The sequence below is a fragment of the Roseomonas sp. SRI_022 genome, assembly GCF_057586215.1.
In genome coordinates this window covers 22,211-47,691 of record NZ_JBYCZL010000021.1, presented here as the reverse complement: position 1 = coordinate 47,691, position 25,481 = coordinate 22,211, and the positions used below count along the sequence as shown (strand labels likewise).

Annotated in this window: 29 protein-coding genes; 13 read left to right on the top strand and 16 right to left on the bottom strand. The window is 69.9% G+C overall.

Annotated elements, in window-relative coordinates; genetic code table 11:
• Positions 1 to 26: 26 nt before the first annotated feature.
• The 8 genes from AC2YHJ_RS19490 to AC2YHJ_RS19455 are packed head-to-tail and all read left to right on the top strand — an operon-like array spanning position 27 to position 7,057.
• The gene (locus tag AC2YHJ_RS19490; RefSeq protein WP_487397769.1) at positions 27 to 635 is read left to right on the top strand and encodes a glutathione S-transferase family protein; all 609 of its coding nucleotides are present in this window, start codon (positions 27 to 29) and stop codon (positions 633 to 635) included.
• Between the two features lie 2 nt (positions 636 to 637).
• The gene (locus tag AC2YHJ_RS19485) at positions 638 to 1,843 is read left to right on the top strand and encodes a CaiB/BaiF CoA transferase family protein (RefSeq protein WP_487397768.1); all 1,206 of its coding nucleotides are present in this window, start codon (positions 638 to 640) and stop codon (positions 1,841 to 1,843) included.
• A 1-nt stretch (position 1,844) separates the two neighbouring features.
• Complete coding sequence (locus AC2YHJ_RS19480) at positions 1,845 to 2,438, top strand: carboxymuconolactone decarboxylase family protein (protein ID WP_487397767.1); 594 nt, start codon at positions 1,845 to 1,847, stop codon at positions 2,436 to 2,438.
• Between the two features lie 33 nt (positions 2,439 to 2,471).
• Positions 2,472 to 3,440, top strand: a complete 969-nt coding sequence (locus AC2YHJ_RS19475; protein WP_487397766.1) for a Bug family tripartite tricarboxylate transporter substrate binding protein — start codon at positions 2,472 to 2,474, stop codon at positions 3,438 to 3,440.
• Positions 3,441 to 3,444: 4 nt separating this feature from the next.
• A complete protein-coding gene (locus tag AC2YHJ_RS19470) occupies positions 3,445 to 4,407 on the top strand; it encodes a Bug family tripartite tricarboxylate transporter substrate binding protein (protein WP_487397765.1) in 963 nt (320 codons plus the stop codon).
• On the top strand, positions 4,404 to 5,366 hold the full coding sequence (locus AC2YHJ_RS19465; protein WP_487397764.1) for a Bug family tripartite tricarboxylate transporter substrate binding protein: 963 nt from the start codon (positions 4,404 to 4,406) through the stop codon (positions 5,364 to 5,366). Before AC2YHJ_RS19470 ends, AC2YHJ_RS19465 begins: the two co-directional genes overlap by 4 nt.
• Positions 5,363 to 6,289 carry a 2-hydroxyacid dehydrogenase gene (locus AC2YHJ_RS19460; protein WP_487397763.1) on the top strand — a complete coding sequence of 309 codons (927 nt, stop codon included), beginning with the start codon at positions 5,363 to 5,365 and terminating at the stop codon, positions 6,287 to 6,289. The genes AC2YHJ_RS19465 and AC2YHJ_RS19460 overlap by 4 nt, the downstream gene beginning before the upstream one ends.
• A 9-nt stretch (positions 6,290 to 6,298) precedes the next feature.
• A complete protein-coding gene (locus AC2YHJ_RS19455) occupies positions 6,299 to 7,057 on the top strand; it encodes a GntR family transcriptional regulator (RefSeq protein ID WP_487397762.1) in 759 nt (252 codons plus the stop codon).
• Between the two features lie 92 nt (positions 7,058 to 7,149).
• On the opposite strand, the gene AC2YHJ_RS19450 is transcribed toward AC2YHJ_RS19455, so the two are convergent.
• The gene (locus AC2YHJ_RS19450; protein ID WP_487397761.1) at positions 7,150 to 7,932 is read right to left on the bottom strand and encodes an alpha/beta fold hydrolase; all 783 of its coding nucleotides are present in this window, start codon (positions 7,930 to 7,932) and stop codon (positions 7,150 to 7,152) included.
• A gap of 96 nt (positions 7,933 to 8,028) precedes the next feature.
• A complete protein-coding gene (locus AC2YHJ_RS19445; protein ID WP_487397760.1) occupies positions 8,029 to 9,462 on the bottom strand; it encodes an NAD(P)/FAD-dependent oxidoreductase in 1,434 nt (477 codons plus the stop codon).
• Between the two features lie 146 nt (positions 9,463 to 9,608).
• On the opposite strand from AC2YHJ_RS19445, the gene AC2YHJ_RS19440 reads away from it, so the two are divergent.
• Positions 9,609 to 10,589 (top strand): Bug family tripartite tricarboxylate transporter substrate binding protein, encoded by a 981-nt coding sequence (locus tag AC2YHJ_RS19440; protein ID WP_487397759.1) that lies wholly within the window; start codon positions 9,609 to 9,611, stop codon positions 10,587 to 10,589.
• A gap of 147 nt (positions 10,590 to 10,736) precedes the next feature.
• Here the strand turns inward: AC2YHJ_RS19440 and AC2YHJ_RS19435 are convergent, their stop codons facing one another.
• Positions 10,737 to 11,426, bottom strand: a complete 690-nt coding sequence (locus AC2YHJ_RS19435; protein WP_487397758.1) for a glutathione S-transferase family protein — start codon at positions 11,424 to 11,426, stop codon at positions 10,737 to 10,739.
• On the opposite strand from AC2YHJ_RS19435, the gene AC2YHJ_RS19430 reads away from it, so the two are divergent.
• Entirely contained in the window at positions 11,425 to 11,862 is a 438-nt protein-coding gene (locus AC2YHJ_RS19430) for a PaaI family thioesterase (RefSeq protein WP_487397757.1), read from the top strand. The genes AC2YHJ_RS19435 and AC2YHJ_RS19430 overlap by 2 nt on opposite strands.
• A 48-nt stretch (positions 11,863 to 11,910) precedes the next feature.
• Positions 11,911 to 13,113 carry an acetyl-CoA C-acyltransferase gene (locus AC2YHJ_RS19425; protein WP_487397756.1) on the top strand — a complete coding sequence of 401 codons (1,203 nt, stop codon included), beginning with the start codon at positions 11,911 to 11,913 and terminating at the stop codon, positions 13,111 to 13,113.
• Between the two features lie 121 nt (positions 13,114 to 13,234).
• Here AC2YHJ_RS19425 and ahcY read toward each other — a convergent pair whose 3' ends face one another.
• From ahcY to AC2YHJ_RS19390, 7 genes are all read right to left on the bottom strand, one after another.
• Positions 13,235 to 14,638 carry an adenosylhomocysteinase gene (ahcY, locus tag AC2YHJ_RS19420; protein WP_487397755.1) on the bottom strand — a complete coding sequence of 468 codons (1,404 nt, stop codon included), beginning with the start codon at positions 14,636 to 14,638 and terminating at the stop codon, positions 13,235 to 13,237.
• Between the two features lie 124 nt (positions 14,639 to 14,762).
• The gene (locus tag AC2YHJ_RS19415; RefSeq protein WP_487397754.1) at positions 14,763 to 14,960 is read right to left on the bottom strand and encodes a hypothetical protein; all 198 of its coding nucleotides are present in this window, start codon (positions 14,958 to 14,960) and stop codon (positions 14,763 to 14,765) included.
• A gap of 128 nt (positions 14,961 to 15,088) precedes the next feature.
• Positions 15,089 to 16,915: a phosphoenolpyruvate--protein phosphotransferase gene (gene ptsP / locus AC2YHJ_RS19410; RefSeq protein WP_487397753.1), complete on the bottom strand. Its 1,827-nt coding sequence runs from the start codon at positions 16,913 to 16,915 to the stop codon at positions 15,089 to 15,091.
• Positions 16,905 to 17,174, bottom strand: a complete 270-nt coding sequence (locus tag AC2YHJ_RS19405; protein ID WP_487397752.1) for an HPr family phosphocarrier protein — start codon at positions 17,172 to 17,174, stop codon at positions 16,905 to 16,907. Before AC2YHJ_RS19405 ends, ptsP begins: the two co-directional genes overlap by 11 nt.
• Before the next feature lie 89 nt (positions 17,175 to 17,263).
• On the bottom strand, positions 17,264 to 17,698 hold the full coding sequence (locus AC2YHJ_RS19400) for a PTS sugar transporter subunit IIA (protein ID WP_487397750.1): 435 nt from the start codon (positions 17,696 to 17,698) through the stop codon (positions 17,264 to 17,266).
• A 5-nt stretch (positions 17,699 to 17,703) separates the two neighbouring features.
• Complete coding sequence (gene rapZ / locus AC2YHJ_RS19395) at positions 17,704 to 18,672, bottom strand: RNase adapter RapZ (RefSeq protein ID WP_487397748.1); 969 nt, start codon at positions 18,670 to 18,672, stop codon at positions 17,704 to 17,706.
• A 14-nt stretch (positions 18,673 to 18,686) separates the two neighbouring features.
• Positions 18,687 to 19,118, bottom strand: a complete 432-nt coding sequence (locus tag AC2YHJ_RS19390; protein WP_487397746.1) for an HPr kinase/phosphorylase — start codon at positions 19,116 to 19,118, stop codon at positions 18,687 to 18,689.
• An 85-nt stretch (positions 19,119 to 19,203) separates the two neighbouring features.
• Here AC2YHJ_RS19390 and AC2YHJ_RS19385 point away from each other — a divergent pair, with 85 nt between their 5' ends.
• Positions 19,204 to 20,172 (top strand): threonine/serine dehydratase, encoded by a 969-nt coding sequence (locus AC2YHJ_RS19385; RefSeq protein WP_487397745.1) that lies wholly within the window; start codon positions 19,204 to 19,206, stop codon positions 20,170 to 20,172.
• A gap of 33 nt (positions 20,173 to 20,205) precedes the next feature.
• Here AC2YHJ_RS19385 and AC2YHJ_RS19380 read toward each other — a convergent pair whose 3' ends face one another.
• The 4 genes from AC2YHJ_RS19380 to hisF all read right to left on the bottom strand — a co-directional run bounded on the left by AC2YHJ_RS19380 (position 20,206) and on the right by hisF (position 22,702).
• Positions 20,206 to 20,736, bottom strand: a complete 531-nt coding sequence (locus AC2YHJ_RS19380; protein WP_487397743.1) for a hypothetical protein — start codon at positions 20,734 to 20,736, stop codon at positions 20,206 to 20,208.
• A 102-nt stretch (positions 20,737 to 20,838) separates the two neighbouring features.
• The gene (locus AC2YHJ_RS19375; protein WP_487397742.1) at positions 20,839 to 21,351 is read right to left on the bottom strand and encodes a GNAT family N-acetyltransferase; all 513 of its coding nucleotides are present in this window, start codon (positions 21,349 to 21,351) and stop codon (positions 20,839 to 20,841) included.
• Complete coding sequence (locus tag AC2YHJ_RS19370) at positions 21,348 to 21,917, bottom strand: phosphoribosyl-ATP diphosphatase (RefSeq protein ID WP_487397741.1); 570 nt, start codon at positions 21,915 to 21,917, stop codon at positions 21,348 to 21,350. Before AC2YHJ_RS19370 ends, AC2YHJ_RS19375 begins: the two co-directional genes overlap by 4 nt.
• Positions 21,917 to 22,702 (bottom strand): imidazole glycerol phosphate synthase subunit HisF, encoded by a 786-nt coding sequence (gene hisF / locus AC2YHJ_RS19365; protein WP_487397740.1) that lies wholly within the window; start codon positions 22,700 to 22,702, stop codon positions 21,917 to 21,919. Before hisF ends, AC2YHJ_RS19370 begins: the two co-directional genes overlap by 1 nt.
• Positions 22,703 to 22,829: 127 nt before the next feature.
• Between hisF and AC2YHJ_RS19360 the strand changes: the two genes are divergently transcribed.
• Positions 22,830 to 23,225 carry a hypothetical protein gene (locus AC2YHJ_RS19360; protein ID WP_487397738.1) on the top strand — a complete coding sequence of 132 codons (396 nt, stop codon included), beginning with the start codon at positions 22,830 to 22,832 and terminating at the stop codon, positions 23,223 to 23,225.
• 12 nt (positions 23,226 to 23,237) lie between these two features.
• On the opposite strand, the gene hisA is transcribed toward AC2YHJ_RS19360, so the two are convergent.
• Together hisA and AC2YHJ_RS19350 are read right to left on the bottom strand one after the other, a co-directional pair.
• The gene (hisA, locus tag AC2YHJ_RS19355) at positions 23,238 to 23,966 is read right to left on the bottom strand and encodes a 1-(5-phosphoribosyl)-5-[(5-phosphoribosylamino)methylideneamino]imidazole-4-carboxamide isomerase (protein WP_487397737.1); all 729 of its coding nucleotides are present in this window, start codon (positions 23,964 to 23,966) and stop codon (positions 23,238 to 23,240) included.
• A gap of 46 nt (positions 23,967 to 24,012) precedes the next feature.
• On the bottom strand, positions 24,013 to 25,413 hold the full coding sequence (locus AC2YHJ_RS19350) for an NAD(P)H-dependent flavin oxidoreductase (protein WP_487397735.1): 1,401 nt from the start codon (positions 25,411 to 25,413) through the stop codon (positions 24,013 to 24,015).
• Positions 25,414 to 25,481: the final 68 nt, after the last annotated feature.

The window sequence follows — 25,481 nt, the reverse complement described above, 5'->3', positions numbered from 1 at the left end:
GGAGGGCGCGAGCGCGCCGCAAGTCCATGATGAAGCTGCACTGGTCGCCGCGCTCCCCCTTCGTGCGCAAGGTCATGGTCGCCGCGCATGAGCTCGGTCTCGCTGATCGCATCCAGACGACGCGCACGCTCGTCGGCGCCGCGATCGTCGCGCCCGCGCTGCTGCCGGACAATCCGCTGAACAAGATCCCGACCCTGGTGCTCGAGGACGGGACGGTGCTCTACGACAGCTACGTCATCATCGAATATCTCGACAGCCTTGCCGGCAGCCGCCTGATCCCGCGGGAAGGCCGGGCGCGCTTCACGGAGCTGCGCCGCCACGCACTCGGCAACGGCTTCCTCGACATGCTGATCCTCTATCGGATGGAGCGGGAACGCACTCCACCATCGCGGCCGCTGATGGATGCCTTCGCCACCAAGTTCGATTCAACCCTCGCCGCGATCGATGCCGAGATCGGGGCGATCAATGCCGATCCGCCTGGCATCGCGCAGATCGCGCTCGCCATCGCCGGCGACTACATGGACTTCCGCTTCGCCGATCTCGGCTGGCGCGATCGCGCGCCGCGTTACGCCGCCTGGCAGGCGCGGTTCCGCGAACGCCCGTCGATGGTCGCGACGCCGGTGGTCGACGGCTGACCATGGCTGGCCCCCTGTCGCATCTGCGCGTGCTCGATCTCGGCCGCATCATGGCGGCACCCTGGGCGACGCAGATCCTTGCCGATCTCGGCGCCGAGGTGATCAAGATCGAACGCCCCGGTGCGGGTGACGACACGCGCGGCTGGGGCCCACCCTTCCTGAAGGACCAGGACGGCAACGCCACGAAGGATGCCGGCTACTTCCTGTCGGTAAATCGTGGCAAGCGCTCGGTTACGCTGGACATCACGAAACCGGCCGGCCAGGCGATCGCGAAGCGCCTCGCACAGGATTGCGATATCGTCATCGAGAACTTCAAGGTCGGCGCGCTGGCGCGCTATGGCCTGGATGCGGCATCGCTGCGGACGCTGAAGCCGTCGCTGATCTATTGCTCGGTGACTGGCTTCGGCCAGGATGGGCCGCGCGCCGAACAGGCCGCCTACGACTTCATGATCCAGGCCATGTGCGGGCTGATGAGCGTCACGGGTGAGGCCGATGGCGCGCCGCAGAAGGTCGGTGTCCCGATCATCGACCTGATGACGGGGATGTACGCCGCCGTCGCGGTGCTCGCGGCGGTCGCGCGACGCGCCGAGACGGGGCAGGGCGAGACCATCGACCTCGCCATGCTCGATGTCGGCACCGGCATCCTGGCGAACCAGGCGATGAACTACCTGGTCGGCGGCCGCGTGCCGCACCGCGCCGGCAACCGACATCCCAACATCCAGCCACAGGATGTCTTCCCGGCGAAGGATGGGGAGATCGTTCTCGCCGTTGGCAATGACGGACAGTTCGCCAAGCTCTGCGCGGCGATCGACCGGCCGGACTGGGCCGCCGATCCGCGCTTCACGCGTAACGCCGATCGGGTGCGGCACAATGCCGAGCTGACGCCGCGGCTCGCCGCCCGTTTCTGCGACTTCACGCGGGTGGAGCTGACCGCGCGGCTCGACGCCGTGGGAGTGCCGTGCGGCCCGATCAACACCGTGCCCGACGTCTTCGCTGACCCGCAGGTGGTCCATCGCGGCCTGCTGCGCCGCCTGCCGCACCCGGCCGGCGAGGTTCCCATGGTTGCCGGCCCGATCCGCATGGCCGAAGCGGGCATGCGCGGCGACGGCGTGCCGCCGCTGCTTGGGCAGGATACGGATGCCGTTCTCGAATCAATCGGCGTCGGTGCAGCCGAACGCGCGGCGCTCGCTGCGGATGGAGTGATCTGACATGTCCCGCATCCCCCTGCCCGCGACGCGGGACGACTTGGTGGACGATGCCCAGCGCAGCGTCTGGGACAGCGTCGTCTCCGGCCCGCGCGGGCGTGTCATCGGCCCGCTGCGCGCGGCGATCCATGCGCCCGACCTCGCCCGGGCCTGGTCGTCCCTGGGAGAATCGCTGCGCTTCGGCACTTCGCTCGGCAAGCGGCTTTCCGAACTTGCCATCATCGTGACCGGGCGGCGCTGGTCTGCCCAGGTCGAATGGTTCGTCCATGCCCAGGCGGCCGCCGATGCCGGTCTGGAACCCGAGATCATTGCGGCCATCCGCGACGGTCGCCCGCCGCAATTCACGCAGGCCGGGGATGCGCTGATCTACGACTACGCCCGCCTGCTGCTGCGCGACGGCACCATGCCTCCGGCGCTGCATGCGCGCGTGACGGAACGCTTCGGCGTCAAGGGTGTCGTCGAGCTGACCGCCCTGGTCGGCTACTATTCGATGGTGGCGATGACGCTGAATGCGCATGACGTCCCGCTGCCCGACAATGCGGCCCCGCCATTGGCCGCACCGTCGCAGGGATTGTTCGACCAGCCGCCGCCGGGGTAGCGGCAGAACCAACGAGAACGGGAGGAAGCAAGCATGATCCGCAGAAGGACCGCATTGACCGCCCTGGCGCTGCCGGCGCTGGTCGGCCGCGCCCAGGCGCAGGCCTTCCCCGACCAGCCGGTGCGGCTGATCGTGCCCTTTGCAGCCGGCGGTCCCGCCGATCTGATCGCGCGCACCATCGGCCGCGTCATGGGCGAACGGCTCGGCAAGCCCGTGGTGGTGGAAGCGCGAGCCGGCGCCGGGGGACTGATCGGCGTCGACTATGTCGCCAAGGCGCGGCCGGATGGCCATACGCTGGTGCTGGCGAGCAGCGGCGGCATGGTGATCCTGCCGCATCTGCAGCCCAACATGCCCTACGACCCGCGCACCGATCTCTCGCCCATCACGCAGGTGCTGGCGGTGCCGCAGATCGTCTCCATCGCGCCGGGCCTCGGGCCGCGCAACCTCGCGGAACTCGTCGCCCTGGCGAAGGCGCGTCCGGGGCAGCTCGCCTATGGATCGGCCGGTATCGGTTCCTCACTGCATCTTGCCGGGGAGCTGTTCAAGCTGCGCGCCGGCATCGACATCACGCACATCCCGTTCCGCGGCGCCGCGCCGGCGGTGACGGAACTGCTTGCCGGACGCATCCAGATCCTCGCCGCGGATGTGCCGGCACTGCTTGGCCAGGTGCGCTCGGGTGCCTTGCCCGCGCTTGCCATCACCGCGCCGCAGCGCCTGCCCATCCTGCCCGATGTGCCGACCGCCGAGGAAGCCGGCGTCCCCGGCTTCATCAGCGAGACCTGGTACGGCGTGCTCGGTCCGGCGGGCCTGCCGGCGGATCGCGTCAACATCCTGCACGCCGCGGCGAAGGCGGCGCTGGAGGATGCGGAGACGCGGCGCGTGCTGCTGGACCAGGGCGGCCGCGTCGTCGCGAGCAACCCCGACGAATTCGCCTCCTTCATCCGCTCCGCCTACACCTCCTGGGGCGAGGTGGTGCGCGCGACCGGCATGCGGCTGGAGTAGCGCGATGCATCGTCGTTCCCTCCTCGCCGCGCCTGTCCTGCTCGCCGCACCGGCGACGCAGGCGCAGGCCTGGCAACCGCCACGCCCGATGCGCATCATGGTGCCGCTCGCACCTGGTGGCACCGCCGACACCATCGCGCGCATCATCGCCGACCCGATGGCGGCGATCCTCGGCCAGCCGATGCTGGTCGAGAACCGCCCCGGCGGAACCGGTTCCGTCGCCGCCATCGCGGTGGCGCGCGGGCCGGCGGACGGGCTGACGTTGCTCTACTGCTCGCCGTCGATCCAGATCCTCAACCCGCTGATGATGCGCAACATCCCCTATGACGCGATGGCGGACTTCACGCCCGTTGTCGCGTTGATGCGCGCACCGAAGGTGTTGGTGGTGCGACCGGACTTCCCCGCGCGCAGCGTGGAGGAACTGATCGCGCTCGCCCGCTCGCGGCCGGGTGGCCTCACCTATGCCAGCGCGGGCATCGGATCCTCGGCGCATCTTGCCGGCGCGCTGTTCGCGCAGATGGCGGGGATCGAGATGCTGCACATCCCCTATCGCGGCACCTCGCCCGGCGTGCAGGACCTCATCGGCGGTCGCGTGGACATGATCCTCGACACCGCCGCCGCGCTACTGCCGCTGGTACGGGAAGGGCGGCTGCGCGCGCTCGCCGTCAGCACGCGCGAACCGGCCGAGGGCGCGCCGGAGTTGCCGCCCATCGCCGCCACGCTGCCCGGCTTCTACGATGCCTCCTTCAACTACCTGATCGCCGCCGCGCGCACGCCGCCCGAGGCGATCGCCGCCATCAACGCCGCGGCCAACCGCGTGCTTGCCGAACCCACAGTGCGCGCCCGCTTCGCCAGCCTCGGCGCCGAGCCGCTGGGCGGCACGCCGCAGGACCTCGCCACCGCCGTGCGGGACGAAATCGCCCGCTGGCGCGGTGTCATCGCAGCCCAGGGAATTACCATCGAATGAGACTGTCCCGCCGCGCCCTGCTCGCAGCACCCGCAGCACTCACCGCGCCGGCGCGGGCGCAATCCTTCCCGACGCGCCCGCTGCGCCTGGTCGTGCCCTTCGCCGCCGGCGGGTCGGCCGATGCCTCCGCACGGATGCTCGCCGATCCGCTCGGTGCGGCGCTGGGCCAGCCGGTCGTGGTGGACAACCGCCCCGGCGGCGGCGCCACGGTCGGTGCCCTGTTCGTCGCGCGCGCCGTGGCGGATGGCCACACGCTGCTCTACGGTACGCCCGGCCCGCAGATCATCAACCCGCATCTGATGCGGTCCCTGCCCTACGACCCGGTGCGCGACCTCGCACCGGTGTCGGGCTACAAGCGCGCGCCGAACCTGCTCGCGGTGAACCCGTCCATGCCGGCGCAGGATGTCGCGGGGTTGATCGCGCTGGCGAAGGCGCAGCCGGGGCGGCTCACCTTCGCGTCGTCCGGCATCGGGTCATCCTCGCACCTGGCCGGCGAGATGCTGAAATTCATGGCGCAGATCGACATCACCCATGTGCCCTATCGCGGCACCGGGCCGGCGACGACGGACCTGATGGCGGGCACGGTCAGCATGGCGCTCGACACGCTGTCGATCCTGCTGCCGCCGGCGCGGGCGGGCAGTCTGCGCGCGCTCGCCGTCACGACGCCGCAGCGTTCGGCGCTGGCGCCCGACCTGCCGGCGTTGGCGGAAACCTTGCCCGGCTTCGATGCCGCGCCGTTCAACTACATCTCCGCGCCGGCCGGCACGCCGGCGCCGGTGATCGTGCGACTCAATGGCGCCATCGTCGCGATCCTGAACGAACCGGCCTATCGCGCGCGGATGGAGGCGCTGGGCGAGGAGGCGACACCTTCGACACCTGAGGAGCTGGCCGCAACCATTGCCGCTGAATCCGCGCGCTGGAAGCAGGTTATCGAAGCCGCAGGGATCCGCGCCGAATGACCGAATCCATCCTGCTGCTCTCCGCCATCCCGGCGGATCTCCGCGCCGCGCTGGCGGAACGCTTCACGCTCGTCGAGGACAAGCCCGCCGAGGGTCCGCGCAGCGGCTTCCGCATTGCCGTCACCATGGCGCTCCACGGTGCATCCGAGGCGCATTTCGCCCGGCTGCCCGACCTGCGACTGGTGGTCAGCCAGGGCGCCGGCCTCGAGCGTGTCGACCTGCCAGCCGCTGCGCGGCGGGGCATCGCCGTCGCCTACACGCCCGACGTGATGACGGAGGATGTGGCCGATGCGGCCATCGGCCTGATGTATGCCGCAGCGCGCCGCGTCGCCGAGGCCGACCGCTTTGTGCGTGCCGGGCGCTGGATGACGGAACGCATGGGCCTCGGCATCAGTCTGCATCGCAAGGCGGCGGGCATCGTTGGACTGGGCAAGATTGGCCAGGCTATCGCGCGGCGTTGTGCCGGGCTCGGCATGGATGTCGCCTGGACGGGACCGCGGGCGAAGCCGGACCAGCCCTGGCCCTTCCTCCCCGATATCCGCGCGCTGGCCGAGCGCTCCGACGTGCTGATCCTCGCCATGCCGGGCGGCGGCGAGACAGATCGCATCGTCGATGCGGCTGTGCTGGACGCACTCGGCCCGCGCGGCGTGTTGGTGAACATCGCGCGCGGGTCCGTGGTGGATGAAGCGGCGCTGCTTGATGCGCTGGAACGGCGCGCGGTCGCCGCGGCCGGGCTCGATGTCTTCGCGCGCGAACCGGCGCTTGATGCGCGCTTCCTCGCGCTCGACAACGTCGTGCTGGCGCCGCATTCCGCGTCCCTGACCATCGAGACGCGGGCCGCGCTCATCGCGCGCATCCTGTCGGATATCGAGGCCTTCCGGGGCGGCCAGCCATTCCTGGACGCCGCCGCCGGCGCCGTGTAGCGACCGCCCATGCCCCCTGCCGCCCCGGCGCCGCGCGCCGCCATCGACCTGAACCGGAGCAACGTCGCGCGCTACATCCAGCTCGCGACGCTGTTCCGGCGCAGGATCGAGCAGGGGGCTTGGCGGCTCGACCAGCGCATCCCCACGGTGGACGAATTGGCGGCGGAATGCGGCGTGGCGCGCGCGACGATCCGCCAGGCGCTGGACCTGCTGGAACATGACGGGCTGATCGAGCGCTTCCGCGCCAAGGGTACCTTCGTGCGCGGCGCGCCCACCGCGAACCGGCTGTGGTGCGACGTGGAGACCGACTGGTCCGGCCTGCTGCGGTCACGCGAGGGCGCGGAGATCGAGATCCTCGGTGACATTCCGGGCCTCTCCCCGGCCGCGCTGCCGGCGGTGGATATCGGCCGTCCCGGGCCGCTCTACCGCCATATCCGCCGGCGCCACTGGCGCGACGGGCAGCCCTTCCTGCTGGCGGATGTCTATCTGAACGAACGCCTGTCCCCGAAGGTGACGGAGGATGCGCTACGCAGCCGCACGGCGCTGAAACTGGTCGCCGGCATTCCCGGCGTGCGCATTGCCGATGCACGCCAGTCGCTGACGATCGGCACCGCCGATGTGGAGACGGCCGCCGCGCTGCATCTGCCATTGAACGCGCCCGTCGCCCTGGTGCGCCGTGCGGCCGTCGATCCGCGCGGCGTGCTCCTGATGGTCGCTGATGGGATCTATCGCGGCGACGTGGTGCGAATCGATATCAAGCTGCGGTGAAAAGGCTTGGAGGGGCTTTGCCCCTCCAAGCCACCCCACCAAAGTGCAGTGCACTTTGGAATGCCGGTTTCTGGTGCCGCACGGGGCCAGCGTCACTCCTTCCACAGATCGCGCGCATAGGCGATCAGCGCCGTCGCCACCGCTTGCGGCTGTTCCGGCAGCAATGCGTGCCCGGCGCGTTCTACCACGACTCGCCGCGCCATCGGACCCAGCGCGGCCTTGAGCTCCGCCTCGCTCGGCGGCGCGGCGATCGCGTCCTCAGCCGCGGCCAGATAGAGCAGCGGCTTGCGGTCCGCGACGCGCAGCCAGGATTTGTCGGCGGTCGCCTCGCGGGCGCGACGCTGGGCGCGCGCCACCTCGGTATGCCATCCAGGGAGCCAGACGCTCGCATCATTGCCCGGCGCGAAGTAGCCGCGCCGCAGATGCCCCAGCCGCACATCGTCGGGCAGCGAGGTGTCGAAGCTGCCGGCGATGGCGGCGCTGATCTCCGGATCGACCGTGGTGCCGGTGACGGCGGCGAGCATTGCCACCCCTTCCACCAGGTCAGGCCGCAGATGCGCGGTGATGCGCGCGATCCAGTTGCCCGCTGCGTGGCCGGCGACGAGCGCGGTGCGCACCCCGTCAGCCTCCATCGCCGCGATCACATCGCGCGTCATGTCGAACAGCGTCGCGCCTTCGCGCAGCGGCGCGGAATGACCGATGCCGCGCGGCTCGGGGCGGATCAGCCGCAGTCCCGCGGCGAGCAGCATCGGCGCGATGCCGTCGAAATCCTCCTGCCCTCGCCCCAGGGACGGCAGCAGCACCACGGGATGCCCCGCGCCCTCCAGGAAGACTTCGAGCGGTCCCGAGGGCAGATCGAGCAGGCGTGTCGTCATTGGCGTTCCTCCATTCGCCGCAGTGAACACGGCGCGGCGGTCTGGCGCTACGACCTAACCGGCAGTTTGATTGCCAGGCATGGCGCGCGGGGCCGATCAGATGCCGCTCGGCGTATGGATCGGGCTGCCGTCGAAGAAGCGCTTCAGCGTGAAGGGCGCGGCATCGACCACTGGCGGCGCGCCGGTCGCGAGGTCCGCCGCCAGCCGCCCCGCGCCGAGGCCGATGCCGAAGCCGTGCCCGCTGAATCCCGCGGCGACGACAACGCCAAGCAGCGCCTCGACCGGGGAGATCACGGGCACCGCATCCGGCGTGGAATCGATCCACCCCGCCCAGATGCGCGCGGCGCGGATGCCGGCGAGATCGGGATAGGCGGCGACGATCTCGCGCAGCGCGGGTTCGACGATGCTGGCCTTGGGCTTCGGGTCCAGCGCGCGGATGCGCTCGAAGACGGTCGGGCTGTCGAAGGTCCAGCGCCCATGCCAGGCATCGGGGCCCTCGAAGAAGGATCGACCGAAGCGCAGCTCCACCATCTTCCAGTTCTTCCGCAGGCTCGGCAGGAACTGGCGGGCATAGCGGATGCCGGCGGGTGTCAGCTCCAGCCGGCCACGCGCGCGGGCGGCGACGATGTAGCCGCCATCGAGCCGCGGAGTGAGGATGAAGTCGGGCGTGAACAACCCGCTCGGCGACACCTGCTTCGCCGGCGTCGTCGCGAACACGGTCGAATGCACGGAGGATTGCGGCATGTCGGCGCCGTGCCGGCGCAACAACATCGAGGCCCAGGCCCCGGCTGCCAGGATCACGGTATTGGTGCGGATCAGCCCCTTCTCGGTGAAGACGCCGGATGCGCGGCCGCCGGTCATGTCCAGCCCGCGCACCGCGCAGTTCTGGTGCAGCGTCACGCCCAGCGCGCGGGCAGCCTTCGCCAGTGCGGGCGCGGCCATGCCGGGTTCCGCCCGCCCGTCCTGCGGCGAGACGACGCCGCCGATCCAGTCCTGTTCGTTGCCCGGGGTCAGGCGCTTCGCCTCGGCGCCATCGATGATGCGCACCGGCACCTGATAGTCCCGCGCCATCTCCGCCCAGGCCTGCCAGCCGGCCAACTGCTGCGGGTCCTTGGTGACATAGACGAGGCCGTTGCGACGGAAGCCCATATCGGCGCCGATCTCGGCGGGCAGGCGATCCCACAGCGCCTGGCTGTGCTGCATCAGCGGGATCTCGCGCTCATCGCGATTGAGCAGCCGGCACCAGCCCCAGTTGCGGCTGGATTGTTCGCCCGCGACCACGCCCTTCTCCAGCAGCGCGACGGAATGCCCGGCCTTGGCGAGCGCATAGGCGGCGGCGACGCCGATGATGCCGGCGCCGATCACCACGACGTCGGCGGTCTTGGGCAGCGCCGCATCGCCTTCGACCATGTCGAGCAGCCGCGTCGCGTGCATCGGATGGTCTGTCATGCGTGCTGTCTTCGCCGCGGCGCGCGGGACTGTCCAGGCCTCACGCAGCGTCTTGCGCGGATCCGCAACGAGGAGAACCATATTGCCATGTCGGTCCCGCCAACGGGGCTGCGGTCGCAGCACCTGCGCGCGGCACGCAGCATGCATTCACCGCGCCTGCCGGGGTGCACTCCCGCACCTGCCCGTCATCGCTCCACAGATCCGCCGCGCTGCGAGGAGACCACGCCATGACAAGCCTGCATCGTCGAACCCTGATCGCCATTGGCCTCGTGGCGCCCGCGCTGCGCGCCGCGCAGGCACAGGCGCCCTGGCCGACGCGGCCGGTGACGCTGGTCAATCCGTGGCCGGCGGGTGGTTCCTCCGACACCATGACGCGGCTTTTCGCGCAGCGCCTGACGCAGGTGTTCGGCCAGCAATTCGTCGTAGAGAACCGTGCCGGCGCATCCGGTACCATCGGCCACAACTACGTCTCGCAGCAGCGCCCCGACGGCTATGTGCTCCTGTCGGCGACGAACAGTACCTATGCCATCGCGCCGCACCTGATCGCGCCCCTGCCCTATGACAATCGCGCGGCCTTCACCGGCGTCAGCCTGATGGCGCGGACCGCGCAATCGGTCTGCGTGCATCCTTCGGTGCCAGTCACGACGATCCAGGAATTCCTCGCCTATGTCCGCGCGCGGCCAGGCGAGATCAATTTCTCCTCGGCCGGCATTGGTGCGACCAGCCACCTGGCGACCGAGCTGCTGATGGCCGCGGCCGGACTGAACATGGTGCACGTGCCCTATCGCGGCGGCGCGCCATCCGCCCAGGCGGTGCTGGCGGGCGAGACGAAAATGTCCTTCATCGACGCCATCACCGCGCTGCCGCATCGCCAGGCGGGCACGCTGAAGATGCTCGCGGTCAGCACGGCGGCGCGCACGCCGCTCGCGCAGGATGTGCCGACGCTGCAGGAAGCGGGGGTGGCGGGTTTCGAATCCTCGACCGACATGGCGCTGATGGCGCCCGCCAACCTGCCGGAGCCGATCACCGCGCGACTGACCGAGGCGGTGCGCGCCGCGGTCGCCGATCCCGCCTTCCGCCAGCAGATCATCGCCCAGGGTGCCGATCCGGTGGGCGGCACGCCGGTGGAATTCGCGACCTACTGGACGCGGGAAAGCGAGAAGTGGGGCAACCTCATCCGCAGCCGCAACATACGCATGCCGACGTAGTTTTTTGCCCTCAGACGGCGGGCGCCGCGCATCCGCGCGGCTTGCCTTCGCGCCATGCACTGTCGCGTTGGCGGCAGCGAGCGGTCTGGGCGCGGTCGCGCTGTGCGCTCCTGGCCCGATGCGTGGCATCGGGCCCTTTGCCGGTGGTCAGCGGGCTGGGGCGGCGCTGCCCATGCCGGCGGGCGGGACGGTGCGCGCCACGGAGGGGCGCGCCTGCGCGCGGTCGAACAGTGCGCCGAGTGCGGGTCGGCCGTTCCGCCAGTCGAAGCCGGTGTGGCGCCGCTCGCAATATCCGAGCACCGAGACCAGCGCGAGCCAGGCGGCATCCCGCGCCGCGAAGCCGCCGGCGGCCACGTCGCGTTCCAGCGCATCGGCCACGCGCGCAGCACGCCGCGCCTCCAGCGCGATGACCCCGGGGGACCGTTCATGCTCGGGGCGGCGCAACTCGCGGTTCCAGACGGCGATGCCATCCAGCATGCCCAGCACGCGGCCGTAGGCGGCCAGGACATGTGGTTCCTTCGGGCCCGGCAGCATGCGCCGCGCCGGTTCGACCAGGCTGTCCAGCATCATCAGCACCGCCGTCGTCTCAGTGATGGCGGTGCCGTCATCCAGCACCAGCGTCGGCACGCGCCCGACCGGATTGAACGGCAGCAGCACCGAGGCCGGGTCGCGCAGCGCCGCTTCCTCGACCGCGACGCGGTCCTCGAGGCCGAGTTCGATCACCGCCATCCGGGCGATGCGGGCATAGGGCGAGCCGGGGGAATGGAACAGGCGCATGGTCGGCACGCTACCACCCCCTGTTGACGCCGCCAGCCCGCCGCGCGAAGCGGAATGCATGACCGACGCCCCTACCCCTGCCCTCTTCGACCCTGCCGCCGCCGGCTGGAAACAGTTTCGTTGGCATGAGGACGGCTTCCCCACCCTGGTCGGCCCCTTCTGGTCGAAACGGGAGAGTGGCGGCTGGGCCTACGGCCTGCTCGCCGAGCAGAGGCACGGCAACGCCCACGGCATCGTCCATGGCGGCATGCTGGTCACCTTCCTCGACCAGATCCTGGGTGCGACGAGCTGGGAGGCAGCGAGCCGCGACCCGGTGGTGACCATCCAGCTCAACACGCATTTCGTCTCCGCCGCCAAGGCCGGGGATTTCATGGAAGCCCGCGGGGAGGCGGTGCGCGCGACGAAGTCCGTGATCTTTGTGCGTGGGCAGATCACCGTCGGCGATCGCATCGTCGCGACCGCTGACGGGGTGTGGAAGCGGCTGGGCGCGCGCTGACGGCTTCGCTACCCTGCCGGGCAAGGAACCGGTAGGGAGGAAGCGCCAATGCGCAGTGCCGTCATCGTTTCGACTGCCCGCACGCCGATCGGGCGTGCCTATCGCGGCGCCTTCAACGACACCAACGCGCAGACGCTGGGCGGGCATGCCGTCAGGGCCGCGGTGGCGCGCGCCGGGCTCGACCCCGCGCAGGTCGAGGATGTGATCATGGGTGCCGCCCTGCAGCAGGGCTGCCAGGGATCGAATGTCGGGCGGCAGGTCGCGCTTGCCGCCGGGCTGCCGGATACGGTGCCGGGCATGTCGCTCGACCGGCAGTGCTCGTCCGGGCTCATGGCCATCGCCACCGCGGCGAAGCAGATCCTGCATGACGGGATGCAGGTGGCCGTGGGCGGTGGGCTGGAATCCATTTCCCTGGTGCAGAACGACAAGGCGAACTGGTTCCGCCGCGCAGACCCCGCGCTGATGGAACATGTCCCGGCGTTGTACATGTCGATGCTGGAGACAGCGGAGATCGTTGCCGACCGCTATGGCATCGCGCGGGAGGCCCAGGACGAATACGCCCTGCGCAGCCAGCAGCGCACCGCCGCCGGCCAGCAGCGCGGCGCCTTCGATGATGAGATCGTGCCGCTGCCCTCCGTCATGAAGGTGGCGAACCGGGAGACCGGCGAGGTCCGCGACGTGCCGACCACGCTGGCACGCGACGAAGGCAACCGCGCCGACACGACACTGGACGGGCTGCAGATGCTGAAGCCGGTGTTCAAGGACGGCATGGTCGTGAAGGAAGGCCGCTTCATCACCGCGGGCAATGCGAGCCAGTTGTCCGACGGCGCTTCGGCCGCCGTGCTGATGGAAGAAGCCGAGGCGTCACGCCGCGGGCTGCACCCGCTCGGCATCTATCGCGGCATGGCAGTGGCCGGCTGTGATCCGGGGGAGATGGGGATCGGGCCCGTCTTCGCCGTACCGAGACTGCTGCAGCAGCACGGGCTGAAGATGGACGATATCGGGTTGTGGGAGTTGAACGAGGCCTTCGCCTGCCAGGTGCTCTATTGCCGCGACCGGCTCGGCATTCCCGATGACCGGTTGAATGTAGATGGCGGAGCGATTTCCATCGGCCATCCCTACGGCATGTCGGGCGCGCGCATGGCCGGACATGCGCTCATCGAGGGCAAGCGCCGTGGCGCGAAATTCGTCGTGGTGACGATGTGCGTCGGCGGCGGGCAGGGTGCCGCCGGGCTGTTCGAGGTCGCATGAAGGTTGGGGGGAGATGAACTCCCCCCAAACCCCCTGACTATTGGCGCCGGCCGCCGCCGTCAGTCTCCAACAGACAGAAAAAGGAGGGGGATCGGGGGAGTTCTCTCCCCCGGCCTTTCCGTCAGTAGCGGTACTGCTCGGCCTTGAACGGGCCCTGCGGCGACACGCCGATGTAGTCCGCCTGCTGCTTCGACATCTTGGTCAGCGTTGCGCCGACCTTGGCGAGGTGCAGCGAGGCCACCTTCTCATCGAGGTGCTTGGGCAGCACGTAGACCTTCTTCTCGTACTTGCCCGGGTTGGTCCAAAGCTCGATCTGCGCCAGCGTCTGGTTGGTGAAGGACGCGGACATGACGAAGGACGGGTGGCCCGTGGCGTTGCCGAGGTTCACCAGGCGCCCTTCGGACAGCAGGATCATGCGCTTGCCGTCGGGGAACTCGATCTCGTCCACCTGCGGCTTCACATTGTCCCACTTGAAGTTGCGCAAGCCGGCGACCTGGATCTCGCTGTCGAAGTGGCCGATGTTGCAGACGATGGCGCGGTGCTTCATCGCGCGCATGTGGTCCACGGTGATGACATCGACATTGCCGGTGGCGGTGACGAAGATGTCGGCCTGCGGGGCGGCCTGCTCCATCGTGACGACCTCATAGCCTTCCATCGCGGCCTGCAGCGCGCAGATCGGATCGACCTCGCTGACCATGACGCGGCAGCCGGCGTTGCGCAGGGACGCGGCAGAACCCTTGCCCACATCGCCGAAGCCGCAGACCATAGCGACCTTGCCGGCCATCATCACGTCGGTGCCGCGGCGGATCGCGTCCACCAGCGATTCACGGCAGCCATACAGGTTGTCGAACTTCGACTTGGTGACGCTGTCGTTCACGTTGATGGCGGGGAACAGCAGCTTGCCTTCCTTCGCCATGGTGTAGAGGCGATGCACGCCGGTCGTCGTTTCCTCCGACACGCCCTTGATGGCGGCGGCGAGCTTCGCGAACCAGCCCGGCTTGGTCTTCAGGCAGTCCTTGATGAGCGCGAAGAAGACCGTCTCTTCCTCATTCGTCGCCTTGTCGAGGAAGGCGGTGTCGCCCTGTTCGGCGCGCAGGCCGTAGTGGACCAGCAGCGTCATGTCGCCGCCATCGTCCAGCAGCACGTTCGGCGTGCCGCCATCGCCCCATTCCAGGGTGCGCTTCACATACTGCCAGTATTCCTCAAGCGTCTCCCCCTTCACGGCGAAGACCGGCGTGCCGGTCGCCGCGATCGCGGCGGCGGCGTGGTCCTGGGTCGAGAAGATGTTGCAGGACGACCAGCGGACGTCGGCGCCGAGCGCCTTCAGCGTCTCGATCAGCACGGCGGTCTGGATCGTCATGTGCAGGCAGCCGGCGACGCGCGCGCCCTTCAGCACCTGCTGCTTGCCGTATTCGGCCCGCGTCGCCATCAGGCCGGGCATCTCGTCCTCGGCCATCGAGATCTCCTTCCGGCCCCAGCTGGCCAGGGACAGATCCTTCACGACGAAATCGGTGGCTGCGGACATGCGCTCTCTCTTTCTCACCCAGGGGATGGCGGGCCGGTAGCACGCCCGGCCGGAGGAGGCCAGAGAGCACGATCACTTATAAGGATATCTTTATGTGAATTCCGACGACGATGCCCGTAGCCCGTCAGTCCACCTGATCCTGCGGGTCCTCGGCGGCAGTGCCGTCCTCGGCGGTGCGGCGGCTTTCGGCCTTCACCGGGGCGAACTGGGCGCCGCGGTCGTTGCTCAGTCCCATCCCGTTTGGCGCTTCCGCCGCGGCGGAAAGCGGCGCGAGCCAGATGGCGAAAAGTCCCGTGACGGTGGCGCGTCGAATGTGGCGCATCGGGTCTGCCTTCCCTCGTCCCATGCGCAAAGCCTCGGGGCCGCAAGGGGCGGTGAGGGGGCGCAACCAAGGCAGGATGAAGGCGTTGCGTTACGCCGTTGTTGCGGGGCGTGAGGATCGCGCGGTTTTTACGCGCGCTCCGTGACCCCTTCCGCGAAGCCCGCCACGAGCTCGCGAATGCGTGCCGGGTCCGATTGTTCCATCACGCGCCGCGCGAAGCGCGCGCAGTCGCCGATGTCGAGCGCCCGCACCGCCTGCTTCACCCGCGGCAGCGCCGAGGCATTCATCGAGAAAGTCCTTACGCCCAGCCCGAGCAGCAATGGCGTGAGCTGCGGATTGCCCGCCATCTCCCCGCAGACCGACACCGGCATGCGCAGTCGCAGCGCGGCCTCAGTGGCGAATTGCACCAGCCGCAGCACCGCCGGGTGCAGCGGGTCGTACAGATGCGACACCTCCGCCTCCGACCGGTCCACCGCCAGGGTGTACATGGCGAGGTCGTTGGTCCCGATGGCGAAGAAATCGGCCTCGAGTGCGATGGCGTCGGCGGCGAGCGCCGCGCCAGGTGTCTCGATCATCACGCCGAGCGGCGGAAGCTTCTCCGGCAGCTTCTCCCCGCGCCGGCGCAGGCGCTTGGCGACGCGCTCGTAGATGTCGCGCGCCTGACGCACTTCCTCGGGCACCGTGACCATGGGCAGCAGCAGGCGTACATGGCCGTCGCCATGCGCGGCGGCGACGCGCAGCACGGCGGCGAACTGCACTTCCAGCAATTCCGGGCGCTTGAGCAGCATGCGCAGCCCCCGCAGCCCGAGCGCCGGATTGGCCCCCGCATGGGCCGGCGCGACGCCGGAGGCCAGCGCCTCCATGTCCTTCTCGCCGCCCCAGTCGAGCACGCGGATGGTCACCGGCTGGCCTTCCATGGCGCTGACGACCTGGGTGTAGGCCTCGACCTGCGCATCCTCGTCGGGCAGGTCGTCCCGGTTCATGAACAGGAACTCGGTGCGCAGCAGGCCGATGCCCATGGCACCCGCCTGGGCGATCAGCGGCAATTCCTGCGGAATCTCGAGATTGGCCTGCAATTCGACCATCTCGCCATCGGTGGTCTCGGCGGGCAGACGGCGCAGCTTGGACAGCTTCGCGCGTTCCTTGGCGAAGGCCGCCAGCCGGTCCTTCGCCGTCGCGAGCGTCGCCGCGGAGGGATGCAGCGAGACCAGCCCTTTCGTGCCGTCCAGCACAGCCTGGTCGCCGCGCTGCGCCGCCTCGGTCAGCCCGTGAGCGCCGAGCACGGCGGGGATGCCGAGGGCGCGCAGCATGATCGCGGTATGGCCATCCGCCCCGCCTTCCTCGGTCGCCACGCCGGCGACGCGGGACGGGTCGAGCAGCGCGGCGTCGGCCGGCGTCAGTTCCTCCGAGACGAGGATGCAACCCTCCGGCAGGTCCTTGAAGCTGCGGAAGGGGGTGGAGGTCAGGTTGCGGATCAACCGGCGGCCGATGTCGCGGATCTCATTGGCGCGGCGCGCGAGGCCGGCCTTGTCGTCATCCTTGGCGGCGAGGATGACGGCGCGGATCTCCTCCGCCTCCTCCAGCACCGCGGTCTCGGCACCCAGCAGCTCGGCCTCGATGCGCTTGCGGGCGCCGCGGACCAACCGCGAATTGCCGAGCATCATCAGATGCGCGTCGAGCAGCGGCTCGAGCTCCTCCTGCGCTTCCTCGGGCAACACGCCGATGCGGGTCTTGAGCTTGGCGACCTGCTTGCGGGAGAAGGCGATGGCCGCGGCGAGCTTCTGCTTCTCGTCATCGACGGCATCAGCGGCGATGGTCCGCCGCATCACCTCGGTCGGCGGTTCGGAGGTGTCATAGACCGGGCCGATCGCCACGCCGTGCGACACCGCGATACCCGGGACCAGGACCTCGGACTTCTTTGCCTTCGTCTTCGCCTTGGATGTGTCAGTCTTCATGGAAGCCGGCCTCGACCAGGCCGGCGACCGCCTCGAGCGCCTCCTTGGCGTCCCAGCCCTCGGCCTCGATCATAACCTCGGCACCCTGGCCCGCGCCCAGCATCATCAGCCCCATGATGGAGCAGGCCGGCACGGTTTCGCCGTTGCGCACGACATTCACGCAGGCGGAGAAGCGTTCGGCCATGGACACCAGCTTGGCCGCGGCACGCGCATGCAGGCCGCGGCTGTTGGGGATGACAACGCTTCGCCGCAGAACCATGCCCGAATCCCCCGGATCGCAACCGCATGGACCGCCGCCCGCGGCGGTGTCGGTCGCCACGCGCGCGCCGGGCTCATCGGGCCATTCGTTCACGCGCCGCTCCTCCTGGCCTGGACCGCCGGCGCGGCTGGCGCGCCGGCCGCCACCTCGCGGCCGCTGGCAATGTATTTCCGCCCCGCCGCCTTGGCGTGGTCCACGGCTTCGGCGAGTGGCTCGGTGCCGCGCACCTTCGCGAGCTTGACCAGCAGCGGCAGGTTGACGCCCGCCAGCACCTCGACCGGCCGGTCGGAGCCGGCGATCTGCATGGCGAGGTTCGACGGCGTGCCGCCGAACATGTCGGTCAGCACGACCACGCCATCGCCTTGGTCCACCGCGTCGATCGACGCGCGGATGTCGGCGCGGGTGTGCTCCATGTCGTCATCGGGGCCGATGCAGACGGTTGCGACCCCCTGCTGCGGCCCGACCACATGTTCCATGGCGTGCCGCAGTTCCTCGGCCAAGCGGCCGTGTGTGACCAGAACCATTCCGATCATGATACCTGTGTCAGGGCCTCCCGCCCCGCTAAGCGGCCTGCGTCGGCGTCGCGCGCTCCGAAGGATGCCGTCGTGGTCTCGCCACGACCGGTCCCCAGCGCCGCGCCGGCCGAAAGTTCCCGGTGGTGAAGTTCCACCCGCCAGCCGCTGGATTGAAGATGGTGTGCCAACCGTTCCGCTGCCAGGACCGAGCGGTGTTTCCCGCCGGTGCACCCGAGCGCAATCGTCAGATACTTCTTCCCCTCCTGGGCATAGCGGGGCAAGAGCGGCCGCATCATATCCGTCATGCACCGCCAGAAGGGGGCGAAGTCCGGGTCGGCCTCGATATAGGCCGCCACCGCCGGATCGCGGCCAGTCAACGGCCGCAGCGCGTCCACATAGTGCGGATTGCGCAGGAAGCGCAGGTCGAACACCAGATCGGCCTCGCGCGGCAGGCCCTTGGGGAAGGCGAAGGACAGGACGGAAACCCCCATCCCCGGTGCGCCTTCGGTGCCGAAGCGGCGTTCGACCATCCGCCGCAACTCGGGCAGCGGCAGGTCGGAGGTATCGACGACCATCTCCGCCGTCTCCCGCAGGGGGGCCAGCAGCGCCGCCTCCCGCGCGATGCCCTCGGCGACGGAATGGCCGAGCGGCCCGCCCGGGGCCAACGGATGCCGCCGCCGGGTCTCGGTGAAGCGGCGCAGCAACACATCCGGTTCCGCCGTGGCGAAGACCACCGTCACGGTGATGTCCGTCCGCTCACGCAGCCGTTCCAGTAGCCGCATCGCCGCCGCCGCGTCGAAATCCCGCGTGCGGCTGTCCACCCCGGCGGCGATCGGCTGCCCGCCATCGGCGACCACGGCCTCGAGCACGCTGAGCGGCGGATTGTCGACGGTCTCGTAGCCGAGATCCTCCAGGACCCGCAGGATCGATGCCTTGCCGGCGCCGGAAAGGCCGGTGACCAGCACGACCTGGCGCCGCGACACTGGCGGGACATCCATCACGCCGCGAAGGCCCCGGCACGTTGCGCGACACGGCCCAGCGCGGCGTCGAGCGCCATCGCCACCTTCTCCGGCGCGGCTGCGTCGAAACCATGCAGCGCGACGCGCGGCACGCCGGCCGGCGCCCAGCGCCCGGGCATCGGCAACCGCGTCACGGCCTCTCGCGCCACCAAATCCACAACGAGCGCCAGTCGAGCCTCTTCGGCCACCGCCATTCCTTCGAAGATGCCAAGGCCGTGCACCTCCAGCATCCCGCGCAAGGCGGGCGGTGCCGAGACCGCGACCCCGTGGATCACCACCTGATCGTCTGCAACCATGACCCAGCCTCGCCCGATCAGCCGCAGCGCAAGGTCCGACTTGCCGGACCCCGGGGGACCCAGCAGCAGCACCGCGGCCGCGTCGCGCGAAACACAGCTTCCGTGAAGCAACATCCCAGCGTGACTATCCGTTCAGTTACCGACAGTGGCAGAAATGGGGCAGCGGGGAAAGCACCACGGTCCCGACGGCCGCCCGACGTTGCCCGCGCGCCACGCCGGTGCCACCCTGCCGGGCATCATGCCCAGCCAGGACGCCATCCGCGCCGCCGCGGACCGCATCGCCCCCCATATCCGCCGCACGCCGATCCTGACGCTTTCGCCCGCTGAAACGGGGCTCGAGAACCCGTTGACGCTAAAGCTCGAGCACTTGCAGGTCACCGGGTCCTTCAAGCCGCGCGGGGCCTTCAACCGCATCCTCTCGGCCGACGTGCCCAAGGCTGGCGTGATCGCCGCCTCGGGCGGGAACCACGGCCTGGCGGTGGCGCATGCCGCGCAGGTGCTCGGCATCAAGGCGGAGATATTCGTCCCCGAGATCGCCGCCGAGGCCAAGCGCGCCCGCATCGCCGCGACCGGCGCGACGCTGACGGTGGGCGGGCCGAGCTATAACGAGGCGCGCCTCGCCAGCGAGGCCCGCGCCGCGGAGACCGGCGCGCTCATGGTCCATGCCTATGACCAGGAGGAAGTCCTGGCCGGCCAGGGCACGGTCGGCATGGAGTTCGAGGCCGATGCGCCGGACCTCACCCATGTCGTCGTCGCGGCGGGCGGCGGCGGGCTCTATGGCGGCATCGCGTCCTGGTATCGCAGCCGCGTCCAGATGGTGATCGCCGAGCCGGAGGAATGCCCGACGCTGTTCATGGCGGGTTTCGCCGGGCAGCCGATCGATGCCCCCGCGGGCGGCATCGCTGCCGATAGCCTGGGCGCGCGGCGCGTCGGCGACCTTGCCTTCAACGTGATGATGGAGATGGGCGGCCGGTCCGTCGTGCTGCAGGACCAGGTGATCCGCAACGCGCAGCGCTGGCTGTGGGACAGGCTGCGCATCGTGGCCGAACCGGGCGGCGCCACGGCGCTGGCCGCCGTGCTGGGCGATGCCTGGACGCCACCCAAGGGCGCGCGCATCGGCGTGGTGGTGTGCGGGGCGAACTGTGATCCGGGGTCGGTGGTGGGGTAGCGTCGGCACCCGTCGCGCCCGATCGGGCGCGCGCTATTCCGGCGTGCTGCCGTCGGCGAAGGTAACCGCAACCTCGTCCCCTGGGCGAAGGCGGGTGGCGAAGGCCATCATCGGGGGGTTTTGCAGGGTGACGTATTGCGTGCCGCCCTCAGGCCCGACCAGGACCATGTTGCCGCCGCCGACCGAAACCTCCCGCACCGTGGCGAGGATGCGTCCGGTCGCATTGGCGCGTGTCAGCCGCGCGACCGGGGCGATCCGTACCCCTCCGCCAGCGTCATATTCAACCACGACCCGCGCGCCCTGCCGCAGCGCCCCGAAATTGCGCGCCTGCGGCGCCGCGGTCATGTCGATCACCGCCCCGCCCGAGGTCTCAAACACCGCGTGCCGCGTGCCGGGATCGAGCAGTTTCACCGTCGCGAAGGCCGCGAGGCTGGCGAGCACCGGGGGTGGCGGCTCGGTCGCGGCGGTTGCCTGAGGCGGCGCGGATGGCGTCGGCGGCAGGACGCAGCCGGCGAGCGGCAGCAGCGCCGTGAGGAGGAGCCGGCGAGGGAAGGGTCGTGTCACGCGGGGTCGGTTCCAGGGTTCGAGAAGCGACGGCCAGTGTCCCGGCGCGAAGGGCGCGAAGGCAAGGGGTGTCGCGCGATTGCCGCGCGAAGGTCCCGCGCGTCAGTGGGTCGCCGCGCCATCCCCGGCAGGGCCAACCAGGCCGAAGGCGTCCGCGTAGCGCACCGCGCCTCGCGGCAATGGCAGGCCGGGTTGTAAGGACAGCGCCTGGAAGGCCGGATGGTCGCACCATGGCGCGCCGGTGATGCCCTCGGCCCGGCGAAAGCCGAAGCGGCCGTAATAGGCCGGGTCGCCCAGCACCAGGACGGCCGAGGCGCCCGTCTCCGCACAGCGCGCCAGCCCGGCCCGCACCAGCGCCGCGCCCAGCCCCTTCCGGCGCGCCGCCGCGGCGACGGCGAGCGGCGCCAGCGCTACCACCGGCGCTCCATCGACCGGCGCAGGCGTGAACAGGACATGGCCGGTGACGCCCTCGGAGACCAGCTCGGTCACGACAGCGCCTTCCGCGCGCAGGGCGGCAACCAGGGCGGCTTCGGCCTCGCCGCCGAAGGCTTCGCGCAGCAGCGCGTCGATTGCCGCGGCGTCGGATGCGCGCGCCGGGCGCAGCGCCGGCGTCACGGCAGCTTGGTGGTGCCTGCGGCGCGGATGATGCCCTGCGGGCGCGCCGCCTTCTCGGCAATGCCGGAAATACCTTGGCGGCGGGCGAGCTCGGTCCAGACCTCCAGCGGGTGGATGCCGGCATCCACCCAGACGACCATGAGGTGATAGAGCAGGTCCGCGCTTTCCAGCACGGTCGCCTCCCGGTTGCCGGTGGCGGCCTCGATCACGCATTCCACCGCTTCCTCGCCCAGCTTCTGGGCGACCTTGGCGGTGCCACGGGCGAGTAGCCGGGCGGAATGGGAGATCATGGTGTCGCCCGACAGGCGGCGGTCCTCCACCACCTGCCATAGCCGGTCGAGGATGGCCGCTTCCGCCCCCGCGATGGCCGGCGCAAGCGGCGTCAGGATCCGTTTGTCCGCCTTGCGCAGCATCTTGGGCAGCTTGGCCTTGGCGGCGGCACGCGCCTTCTTCGGCACGGCGGCGGGCAGCGGCAGCTTGGCCTTCTTCGCTGCCGGCGCCTTCGCGACCGTCTTCTTGGTCACGGCCTTCTTCGCGGCTGGCTTCTTCTTGGTGGCCTTGGCCATCAGGCGGCCCTCCTGCTGCTGCGCGGGGCATGGCGCACCGGCAGGCCGGCCGCGGCGAGCGCGGCCTTCGCATCGGCGATGCTGAATTCCCCGTAGTGAAAGACGGATGCGGCCAGCAGGCCGGTCGCGCCGGCCTTGGCACCTTCGACGAAATGCTCCGGCGCGCCGACGCCGCCCGAGGCGACGATGGGCAGGCGGATCGCTGCGCGCACCGCGCGCGTCAGCGGCAGGTCAAAACCCTGCTTGGTGCCGTCGCGGTCCATCGAGGTCAGCAGGATCTCCCCCGCGCCGAGGGATTCCGCGCGCCTCGCCCATTCCACCGCGTCGATGCCGGTGCCGCGGCGGCCGCCATGGGTGAAGACTTCCCAGCCCTCGCCCGTTTCCTTCTTCCGCGCGTCGATGGCGACGACGATGGCCTGGCTGCCGAAGGCCTCGGCGCAGCGGCGCACGACGTCGGGGTCGGCGATCGCCGCCGAGTTGATCGAGACCTTGTCGGCACCGGCGAGCAGCAGGCGCCGGGCATCCTCGACGCTGCGCACTCCGCCGCCGACGGTCAGCGGGATGAAGACCTCGGCCGCGGTGCGGGAGACGACGTCGAGAATGGTGTCGCGGTTCTCATGCGATGCGGTGATGTCGAGGAAGGTGACCTCGTCCGCGCCCTCGGCGTCATAGGCGCGCGCCTGTTCCACCGGGTCCCCGGCGTCGCGCAATTCGACGAAGTTCACGCCCTTCACGACGCGGCCGTCCTTCACATCGAGGCAGGGAATGACGCGCAGCGACAGCACGGACCGGATGACCTTTCAGCTTGTTGGGAAAACGACGCATGAAGCGGACGTCACTTCCACAGCATGCGAGTGCGGCGGAATGATGCGCCCGGTCAAGTAAAGCGTGCTGCGGTGGAGAACAGACCTGATGCGCGGAATCGGCGTGCTGGAGGACGGCTTCGTCTTCACCGAGGAAGAACTGGAACGTGGGACGCCCCGCTTCTGGTGGGGGCTGCGCAAGCGGGCGGCCTACGACCGGGTGCTGGCGCGGCGGGGGATGTCGCGGAAGGACCGGGATGACGAGGATGAAGGGTCGTCGTTATCCTCGGGCAGCGATGATCGGGACCGTGGATCGGCCGCCAGCACGGTCGCGGCCGCGGTGCTGATTTCGGAAACCAACGAGAAGAAGACGGAGAGCGGCGGATCCTGGTTCGGGTCCTGGGGCGGAAGCGGCGGGTCCGACGGTGGCGGATCGTCGGACAGCGGCGGCGGGTCGTCGGATGGCGGTGGGGGCGGGGGTGGGGGTGGCAGTTCGGGGGAGTAGTCGCGCGGCGATTCAGCCGGCAGCAGCCAGTGCCGCCTTCGGCTCGATCCGCCCGTCATACAGCGCGCGCCCGATGATCGCGCCTTCGATGCCGGCCTTGGCGTCCCGCAGCGCCACCAGATCCTCGACACCCGCGACGCCGCCGGATGCGATCACCGGCAGGGACACCGCCCGCGCCAGCGCGGCCGTCGCATCCACATTCACCCCGCCGAGCATCCCGTCCCGGGCAATGTCGGTGTAGATCACCGCCGCAGCACCGGCGCCCTCGAAACGGCGTGCCAGATCGGTCGCGGAGACGTCCGAGGTTTCCGCCCAGCCCTCCGTCGCCACCATCCCGTCCCGGGCATCGATGCCGAGCACGACGCGGCCGGGGAAGGCGCGGCAGGCTTCGCGGGCGAAATCAGGGTCCTTCACGGCCGCGCTGCCCAGGATGATCCGGGTCACGCCCGCCGTCAGCCAGGCCTCCGCCACCGCCATGGTCCGGATGCCGCCGCCGAGCTGCACCCGCGCGCCGGGCACCGCCGCAAGGATGCCGCGCACGGCTTCCGCATTCGCCGGCTTGCCCGCGAAGGCGCCGTCCAGATCCACCACATGGACCCAGCCGAAGCCGGCCTTGATGAAGGAAGCCGCCTGCGCGCCAGGGTCGTCGGCATAGACCGTCGCCTGGTCCATCTCCCCGCGCCTGAGGCGCACCACCTGCCCGCCCTTCAGGTCGATGGCGGGATACAGCGTCAATGTCATCTGCGAAGCACCCTGGATCGGGGGAGGCGGACCTCCCCCGCCGTCATCACCGACCGGTCATGATCCGTTCGACGAGCTGCTTCACGCTCGGCACGAACCCGTTCGAGTAGAACGGGTCCTGCCCGAAGCGATAGGCGTTGTGCCCGGCGAACATCAGGTTGTGTTCCATCGCGCCGTCATGCGCGACATCCTGCAGCGTCTTCTGGATGCAGAAGCTGCGCGGGTCGGCCTTCTTGCCGTTGGAATATTCCGGCTCGTGCTGCGACCAGTTGCTGAAGCGGCACTGGGACAGGCAGCCCATGCAGTCCACCTGGTCCTTCACGATCTCCCGCGACTTCTCGGGCGTCACGAAGATCAGCGTGTTGTCCGGGGTGCGCATCGCCTCGGTGAAGCCTTCGGCTTCCCAATGGTTGATGCGGGCGAGGTCGTGGGGCGTGACATAGACGATGCGCTTGCGCGGACCCACGCCGTATTCGGCCAGATGCTCGCCGATCGGCTCGGAGGTGAAGGCGACCTGCCGCTCGTTGCGGTCTTCCAGTTCCTGCAGGAACTCGTTGCGCACGGCGGAGGAATAGAAGCCCGTCGGCGAGAAGGGTTGCAGCAGCACATCGCCCTTCTTCAGCGTGACCAGCTTCTTCTTCCAGGCGTCCGAGATCGGGCTTTCCTGCGTCAGCAGGGGCCGGGTGCCGAACTGGAAGGCGATCGGGCCGAGCTCCGGATTGTCGATCCAGTGCTCCCATTCCTCGAGCCACCAGACGCCGCCGGCCATGATGATGGGCGTGTCGTCCAGGCCGAATTCGCGCATCTGCTGGCGCAGCTTCAGCACGCGGGGATAGGGATCCTCGGGGACCTTCGGGTTCTCGCTGTTCGACAGGCCGTTGTGGCCGCCGGCGAGCCAGGGATCCTCATACACCACGCCGCCCAGCCATTCGCGGGTCTTGTGGTAGGCGCGCTTCCACAGCGCGCTGAAGGCGCGGCCCGACGAAACGATCGGGTAATAGTGCACGCCGTAGTCGCGCGCGATGTCGGCGAGGCGATAGGGCATGCCCGCGCCGCAGGTGATGCCGTGGATCAAGCCCTTGGCCCCTTCCAGCATGCCGCGCGCGACACGTTCGGCGCCGCCCATCTCCCACAGGATATTGGCGTGGATGCGGCCCTTGCCGCCGGCCATGTCCCAGGCCTTCTTCGCCTGGGTGATGGCGCCGTCGATGGCGTAGCGGACGAGTTCCTCATGCCGGTCGCGGCGCGTCTTGCCGTGATAGACCTGCGGGATCGGCCGGCCGTCGGCATCGTAGGAATCGGCATTCACCGCCGAAAAGGTCCCGACCCCGCCGGAGGCCGACCAGGCCCCGCAGGACGCGCCGTTGGACACGGACACCCCCTTGCCGCCTTCGACCAGGGGCAGGACTTCGACCCCGCCCATGCGGATTGCGTTGATGGCCTTCAAGTGACGGGCGCTCCCGGGAACGTCATGACGGGAATATGGCATCGGCCGGGGCCCCTGTGCAGGGACCC